The sequence below is a fragment of the Luteibacter sp. P4_D7_3 genome (assembly GCF_056401735.1).
Window position 1 is genome coordinate 1 of sequence record NZ_JBFUIT010000222.1, and the last position, 6,955, is coordinate 6,955.

A 6,955-nucleotide genomic window follows, 5' to 3' on the forward strand; every position below is an offset into this window, starting at 1 on the left:
TCGATGTGCTGAACGACGTGGGCGCGGGCTGCATTGCGTTCTCGCCGCTCGCCCAGGGTCTGCTCACCGACAAATACCTCAACGGCGTACCGTCGGATGCGCGGGTCGCTCGAGACGGGTCGTTCCGGAAAGACATGCTCAGCTCGGAAAACCTCGATCGAATCAGGGCACTCAATGACATTGCCTTACGCCGTGGCCAGACGCTCGCGCAGATGGCAATTGCATGGGCGCTTCGCGATCCCCGCGTCACATCGGCATTGATTGGTGCGCGCACCGTCGAGCAGCTCGACAATTCGCTGGGTGCACTGGACAACCTGGGCTTCTCAGCGGACGAGCTCGCGGACATCGACATCCATGCAGTCGATGGTGGGACTGATCTGTGGCGAGGATCGTCTTCCCTGTAAACCGACTGCTGAATCGGCCGCCGATCCACCGGCAGCCGATTCAGTTCAAGTGCGGAGTTACTTCAGGTACGCCTCGATCGTCTTGACTACCTGCCTGCCCTGCAACACGGCACCTTCCGGGTTGAAGTGAACGTCATCGAGATAGAGATTGGGATAACGCAGCATTAGTGCGTACTGGTCGTCAACGACGATCGACTCGCGATTCACGATCTGTAGTGCCTCGGCATTCCTCACCTGGATACGCGCATTCGTGGGGCCGGGCGAACTTTCCTTTTTGACCGGCGTCGTGGAGGCCCAGATGAAGTGCGCGCCGGAAGCKATCTTTCGAAGCGTCGCAACGTATTTAGGGAACGATGCCGCGTATTCCTTTTCGGTGTACGCCCAGCCGTGCATCCCGTTGTTGAAATGAACGACGCTGAATGTCACGCCCTCCAACGCAGCGAAATCCTTCAACTGTGCATCCAGCCGCGGATCTCCCAGGCTGGTCGAAGCTGCGAACAAGTAGACATTGGCTTTGCCACTCAGCTCTTGCTGCACCTCCGGGAAGTAGTTGCGGGTAATGGAATCGCCGACCAGGAGAACGTTCGGCAGCTGATGGTCGACATGTTCTGGCCTGACTTCCCAGGTCCATTCGGTGACTTCGGGTCGAGAAGCCACCTGCGCCTGGCAGCACGCCGAAAGGAACAAAAGTGCATACAGACCAATCGCCACCCACGCCTTGCCATGATTACGGATCATTTCTTCCTCGGCCTTATGTGTCCGACCACAAGCGGAGCAGGCTATGGTAATGCGCAGTCAACCGTACCAACGATTCTGATTCGGTCTCAAGTGCCGTCGCATGCAGAAACGATCATAGCGCATCACCCTTTCGAGGTATGACCGCGTATTGCCACTGACGCCCTTAAGCATTTGCGACACAAATCACGTAACGCTGCCCGCTACGTCAAATTGTTGACGCACCTCCGTCGACTCCGCATACAATCGACGACGTGCGTAGTAATCCGCGCTGTCCCCACGAGCGCAATCAAGCTGTACTCATGAATCTGAAACCGAGTGACCTTCCGCTACTCGTCTCGCTCGATATGCTGTTGGAAGAACGCAACGTCACACGCGCTGCCTCCAGGCTACATGTCAGTCAACCCGCGTTATCGGCGCAGTTAGCCCGTCTTCGCCGGCTGTTCAAGGATCCCCTGCTTATTCCGTCCGAAACCGGTCGCGGCATGGTGCCGACGCCCAAGGCGGAAGAGATGGCTGTCTCACTGCGGGACGCGCTCGCGCAGCTGGGCACTCTGGCTGATCCGGCCGATTCGTTCGATCCCAGGCGCGATACCGCCATGTTCCGGGTGGGTGGCTCGTTCAGCGCCATCAGCACCTTCGCCCGTCCGCTTATCCGCTCGTTCCAGGACAAGGACAATCGCCAGCTGCGACTGGCTTTCCGCAGCGGCAGTGAGGACGCGGACGTTCTCGCCCAGTTCGAGAACGGTGAGCTCGACATCCTCCTTGTACCGAATGAGCAGGTGCCTCCCTCCTTGAAGATGAGAGAGCTGTTGGCGGACGAATTCGTGATGCTCCAGCGCATCGGCCACCCGCGCGGCAATTACGAGCTCACGATCGACGAGTATTGCTCGCTCGGACACCTCATCGTGTCCTCATCCGGTCGCATGGACGGATTGATGGATATCCGACTGAAGGAATTGGGCCGGACGCGAGACGTGCTGGTTTCCGCGCCCTATGGGGACACCATCGGCTCGCTCCTGAACACGACCGACCTGGTCTGCACGCTGCCGCAGAGCATGATCCAGGCGGTGGGCCCTGGCGTGGAGCCTTTTGCCCTGCCCTTCAACCAGCCAGACATGTCGCTTGCCATGGCCTGGCACAGTCGCCTGGACAAACAGCCCGCGCATCGATGGCTGCGCGAGGAGCTGGTCCGGATCAGCCGCGGGCTGCAGCGGACACGACACACGGCCGCCCACGCCGCCCCCTTCCCCTTACTGGACCTTGCACGCGATGGATACCACTGACCGATTTCTCGATCCGCTCGAAGAGAACGCGCCATGCGGCCCGAACCTCGAATACGACGCGGCGTTTCTCGCGTTGGAGAGTCTCGCGGCGCCCGGTACGGAACGCGCCATCGGCGATACGGTAAAGCAGGCGGAGGAACCCGACTGGCGCGAGGTCTCCCGCCATGCCGAGCAGGTGGCCGAACGTACACGTGATCTGCGCGTGGCCATCCATTGGGGCAACGCGCGGCTGAAGACCGAGGGGTTCGCTGCCTGGAGTGCCACCGTCGGGCTCGTCGCGGACCTGCTTACGCGTTACTGGGACGATGTGCATCCCCGCGTCGATGACGGGGATCCTGTCGAACGGATCAACGCATTGGCAGCGCTTGCGGCGGTCGACGGGACCGTCGGCTACCTTCGCAGCGTGCCCCTTCTGCGCGCCGAGCGCATTGGCGCGTTCTCCCTGCGCGACCTGCGCCTGCTCAACGGTACGATCAAGTCCGGTGATGGCACGTCCGATGCGACGCCTATCTCACAGGAGATCGTCGATGCCGTGGTCCAACATGTTGACGTCGAACGGCTACTGGCCACCGCGGCGGCGATCACCACCGCGTTGGTGCACGTCCGTTCCATCGGCCATCTGTTCGAGGAACGGACGCCCGGTATGGGACCGGACCTCGACACGCTCGAGCGCGATTTGCGCGACGTGGATGCCTTCCTGCGCACCCAGGTAGCGATTCGCGCGCCGCAGGCCCTCGTCGCCGATGACCCAGATAACGGGCACGACGAATCGGGCGAGTCCGGCGTCCAGGTACCCACCGAAGCACGCAGGGGCGTTCGCGATACCGACGACGTGCGGCGCATGCTCGACGAGATCTGCGCATGGTATGCGCGAAACGAACCATCGAGCCCGGTCCCGCCGCTGCTACGTCGTGCCAGCCGCCTCGTCGGCCTGAGCTTCACCGAACTGCTGCGGACGCTCGCGCCGGGCGGTCTGTCCGAGTTCCAGCAACTGTCCGGCGAAGACAACCCGGGCTAGCGCAGCACTATCCAGGCAAGCAACCCGACGAACACAGCGGTACCGCCGAGCCACCATGGCAGGCCGTTTCGGCCTCGTGGTGGGGTGCGTGTGACGGCACGCCGCATCGGCAGCGCGCGGCCCGATGTCGTGCCATGGGACGGCGCATGGCCACCGGCGGGGCGCCGCAACGTGTGCGAGGCCGAACCCTCCAGGAGCACCGCTTGTAACAAGGCGCGACGACGCTGTCGATATTCGGACGTGCCCATGCGCGCCGCACTGTGGGCGTTGTTCAGGTCGCCCAACTCGCGGTTCACCCTCGTTTCCCACGCCATCATTGGATGTCCCTCACCAGGCGGAAGCCAACATCGCGCTCGGCCGACCCGTCGCTCGTGCGGGTGCTCGTGACGGAGCAGGCGTCGGGTCCACTGCGGTAGCTTCCGCCTCGCACGGCGAGGGTCGTACCCGTCGTCGTCCATTCCCAGATGCCGCCGACCATGTCCACCAGCCCCCAGGGATTGGTCACGCCCTTGCTGCTCCACTCGTCACCGCGGACGAGACGCCCGAAACCGGTCGATGCAGTGCCGCAGGTCGCATCCTTGCTGTCCCAGTCGCTTCCTGCGCGAGCTGCCAACAACCATTCCTCGTCCGTCGGCAGGCGATAGCTGTAACCACTGACCTGGGACAACCAGGCAGCATAACGACGGGCGAAGGTGACCGGAATCGAACGTGCCGGCTGGGTCGGCACCTGACCGCGCGTGATGGCGCATGTGCGCGTTGCGCGGCAGTACTGGTCCAGGTCGGCGATGGTGATCTCCGTACGCGTCATCGCGAACGGCTTGCGACCATGTGGGATGACCACCAGCGCGGGTCCGTGCGCGCCAGCCGAGAAGGTGTCGAAACATTCCCGCGCGCTGCCTGCAAAGCCGCGACGCGCGCAAGGATCCATGCGGGTCGGAACGCCAGGTGTCGACCGCAGGCGGTTGACCACGTTGGCGAGGGAGCCTTCCGGAAGTGCCTTCGACGCTCTCATGGCGGCTTCGAGATCCTTGAGGCCATCCGGGTCGGCAGCCTTCATCGCGTCAACCTGCTTGCGTAGCGCATCCTGTTCGGCCGCGGACACGCTCGGTCCCTTGGCTGCCGTCATCACGGCAAGCGCCAACTGGTAGCGCGTATTGGCGGCGGCCAGGTCCGGCCGGTCACCCGTCGCGGCGATGCCCGCGGCGACCTTGTCCGCAGCCTCCTTCCAGTGTCCGGCGCTGCACGCCGACCGCGCCGCATCCAGGACGGCACGTGCGAGCAGGTTCGCCGGTTCGTCCATCGACGTTGGCGTGGCTCCATCCATGCCGCGCAGTTGCTTGTAGCTATCCAGCGCCTTGTCGAAGTCGCCGGCAGCGGACGCCTGGCGCAGCGATTCCAGTCGCGCCGTGCGCTCCGCTTCGAGCACTTCGGCCGGGGTGTGGCCCGCCGGCGTCGCCGCCGTGTTCGCCGCATCTGCCAGCTTCAGCTTCAGCTCTGGATTCGCCAGCAAGCGGCTCGAGGGGTCGATCGTACGAATCGTCGCCAGGAGAGCGGGCACGTCGTCCGCACCATCTCCGGTGAGGCGGTTGGCGAGGATCGCCTGACTCAAGCGCGTATCGAGGCCGTTGAGCGCTTCGTCGCGTTCGTGCGCGACTTCTTCGTGGCGTCGATCGAGCTTCGGCGCAAAGGTCTTCAGCTCTGCGCGCAGCGCAAACACCTTTTGCGCGCCGGCGTAGTCGTAGTGCTCGTGCGCCGGATCCCAGCGTGAGGCCACCAGGCGGACCAGGAAGCTGTCGATGGCATCGGCGCCATCGACCACGACGTGCCGCCTTTCGTCGCTATCGAGTGCGGCGAGGGCCTTGCGGACATCATCCTCGCTTTGGAAACCATCCACCTGTGCGGGCGTGAAACGCCGCAGCGTATCCGCCATGTGGCGGCGCTCGGCCTGCAACGCCCCGAACCATGTCGCGGCGGCAACGAGCAGTATCAGGCCTGCGGAAGCCACAAGCCATGGTGTGGCGCGCTCGCGTAGGCGCCGCTTGCGCAATCCGGCCATCACGACGCTTATGTCGCTGCTGCGCTTCTCGGCGGTGAAGGCAATCGCGTCGACGAGTGCCTTGTACTGTCGCTTGTCGAGCCCCGGCACGGCGGGAGGGCGGCGACCCGCAGCCAGCGCTTCCTCGGCATTCTGCTTGTCGAACGGGTGACGTCCCGTAAGCAACTCGAACACTACGCAGGCGAACGCATAGATATCGTCCGAGGGTGTTGGCGCCTTGCCCTGGAGCATCTCGAGGCTGGCGTAAGCCGGGGTCATGGCACCGAGCGTGCCGGCATCGAACACCGTACGATCGTCCCTGTGCTCCGCGCCGATCTTACCCGCCCGCGCGATACCGAAGTCGAAGACCTTCGCCATGCCCGACGGTGTGACCATGACATTGCCCGGCTTGAAATCCGAGTGGACGATGCCTGCCGCATGCGCACGCACCAGTGCCTCGCCCATGTCCGCGATCAACGGCCACGCCTCGGCGAACGCCATGCCATCGCGCGCCTTCGTGCGGATAAGCGTGCGCAGGTCCTGCCCTTCGACGTACTCCATCGTCATGAAGACGTTGGTGCCGTCCTTGTCAAAGTCGTAAACACGAACAATGTGGTCGTTACCCAGGTGTTGCGCGCGCCGTGATTCCCGCTGCAGGGCGATCAGCGCATCCGGATGCTTGCGGAACTCATCGTTGAGCACCTTCACGGCCACGTACGGATCGCGGTCGCGCGCTTCGACCTTGCGCTCGTCACGGGCGAGATACACCACGCCCATGCCGCCACGGCCGAGCTCTCGCTCCATGAAGAACCGCTCCTTGAGCAGGCTACCCACGCCGATGCGTTCGCCCTGTGCAAGCTCGGCCATATGTCGCCAGCTGTCGCCGGTGCCTTGCGATGCCGAACCGGTCGCCGTGCCCTCCCCACCGTGTGCCAGCAACGGCTTGAACACGGTGGCGTCGCTATCCGCGTCTGCTGACACAGGCAGCACGCGGGTTTCTTCGTCGTCGGATGGTTTCATGCGTGCGCTTCCTCAAATGGGTCCAGCCTCACGGCGACCGCCGACACGTTGTCGCGCCCGGCGCGTTCCAACGCCGTACCCACCAGCGCGTCGATCAGCGCCTGGGGGTCCGTGTGGCGTCGGCAATGGAGTTCGATCTCGGCGTCACTGAGTTCCTTGTTGATGCCGTCGGAACAGAGCACGAAGCACGTTCCCGGCCGGCGCGCGCGGACCACCCAGTCGACGTAAAGTCGATCCTCGGCGCCCACCGCGCGCGTGAGCACGCCGGCCGGCACACCGGCGTTACTGCCGCCGAACCGCGTCTCGTCACTGCGTTCGCCGTGAACGTGATCCTGGGTCACCTGCTGCAGCCGGCCTTCTTCGAAGACGTAGGCGCGACTGTCGCCGACCCAGCCCACCGCCACGAGATCCCGGGTGTGTACCAGCACCACCACCGTCGAGGCGACGGCGTCGACCC

General features: G+C 64.1%; 8 protein-coding genes. 3 read left to right on the forward strand and 5 right to left on the reverse strand.

Annotation, left to right across the window (positions count from 1 at the left end; all coding sequences use genetic code 11):
- A partial coding sequence (locus AC1DSN_RS16205) for an aldo/keto reductase (RefSeq protein WP_477331657.1) occupies window positions 1-404 on the forward strand: 404 nt, incomplete at its 5' end.
- A 57-nt stretch (window positions 405-461) separates the two neighbouring features.
- Here the strand turns inward: AC1DSN_RS16205 and AC1DSN_RS16210 are convergent.
- Entirely contained in the window at window positions 462-1,115 is a 654-nt protein-coding gene (locus AC1DSN_RS16210) for an SGNH/GDSL hydrolase family protein (protein ID WP_477331659.1), read from the reverse strand.
- Between the two features lie 40 nt (window positions 1,116-1,155).
- Window positions 1,156-1,248, reverse strand: coding sequence for a hypothetical protein (locus tag AC1DSN_RS16215; RefSeq protein ID WP_477295435.1), 93 nt, complete (start codon window positions 1,246-1,248; stop codon window positions 1,156-1,158).
- 193 nt (window positions 1,249-1,441) lie between these two features.
- Between AC1DSN_RS16215 and AC1DSN_RS16220 the strand changes: the two genes are divergently transcribed.
- Together AC1DSN_RS16220 and tssA are read left to right on the forward strand one after the other, a co-directional pair.
- Window positions 1,442-2,425, forward strand: a complete 984-nt coding sequence (locus tag AC1DSN_RS16220) for a LysR family transcriptional regulator (protein WP_477295429.1) — start codon at window positions 1,442-1,444, stop codon at window positions 2,423-2,425.
- Window positions 2,412-3,443: a type VI secretion system protein TssA gene (gene tssA / locus AC1DSN_RS16225; protein ID WP_477295427.1), complete on the forward strand. Its 1,032-nt coding sequence runs from the start codon at window positions 2,412-2,414 to the stop codon at window positions 3,441-3,443. Before AC1DSN_RS16220 ends, tssA begins: the two co-directional genes overlap by 14 nt.
- Here tssA and AC1DSN_RS16230 read toward each other — a convergent pair.
- The 3 genes from AC1DSN_RS16230 to AC1DSN_RS16240 form a co-directional block, all read right to left on the reverse strand.
- Window positions 3,440-3,739, reverse strand: a complete 300-nt coding sequence (locus tag AC1DSN_RS16230) for a hypothetical protein (protein WP_477295425.1) — start codon at window positions 3,737-3,739, stop codon at window positions 3,440-3,442. The genes tssA and AC1DSN_RS16230 overlap by 4 nt on opposite strands.
- 17 nt (window positions 3,740-3,756) lie before the next feature.
- The gene (locus AC1DSN_RS16235) at window positions 3,757-6,498 is read right to left on the reverse strand and encodes a bifunctional serine/threonine-protein kinase/formylglycine-generating enzyme family protein (RefSeq protein WP_477331661.1); all 2,742 of its coding nucleotides are present in this window, start codon (window positions 6,496-6,498) and stop codon (window positions 3,757-3,759) included.
- The coding region (locus AC1DSN_RS16240) for a PP2C family protein-serine/threonine phosphatase (RefSeq protein WP_477331663.1) at window positions 6,495-6,955 on the reverse strand (461 nt) is incomplete at its 5' end. The genes AC1DSN_RS16235 and AC1DSN_RS16240, both read right to left, overlap by 4 nt.

Bases quoted from the DNA above. Each gene is read 5' to 3' on its own strand.
- AC1DSN_RS16220 (WP_477295429.1), top strand. From the start codon at position 1,442: ATGAATCTGAAACCGAGTGACCTTCCGCTACTCGTCTCGCTCGATATG.
- tssA (WP_477295427.1), top strand. From the start codon at position 2,412: ATGGATACCACTGACCGATTTCTCGATCCGCTCGAAGAGAACGCGCCA.
- AC1DSN_RS16235 (WP_477331661.1), bottom strand. From the start codon at position 6,498: ATGAAACCATCCGACGACGAAGAAACCCGCGTGCTGCCTGTGTCAGCA.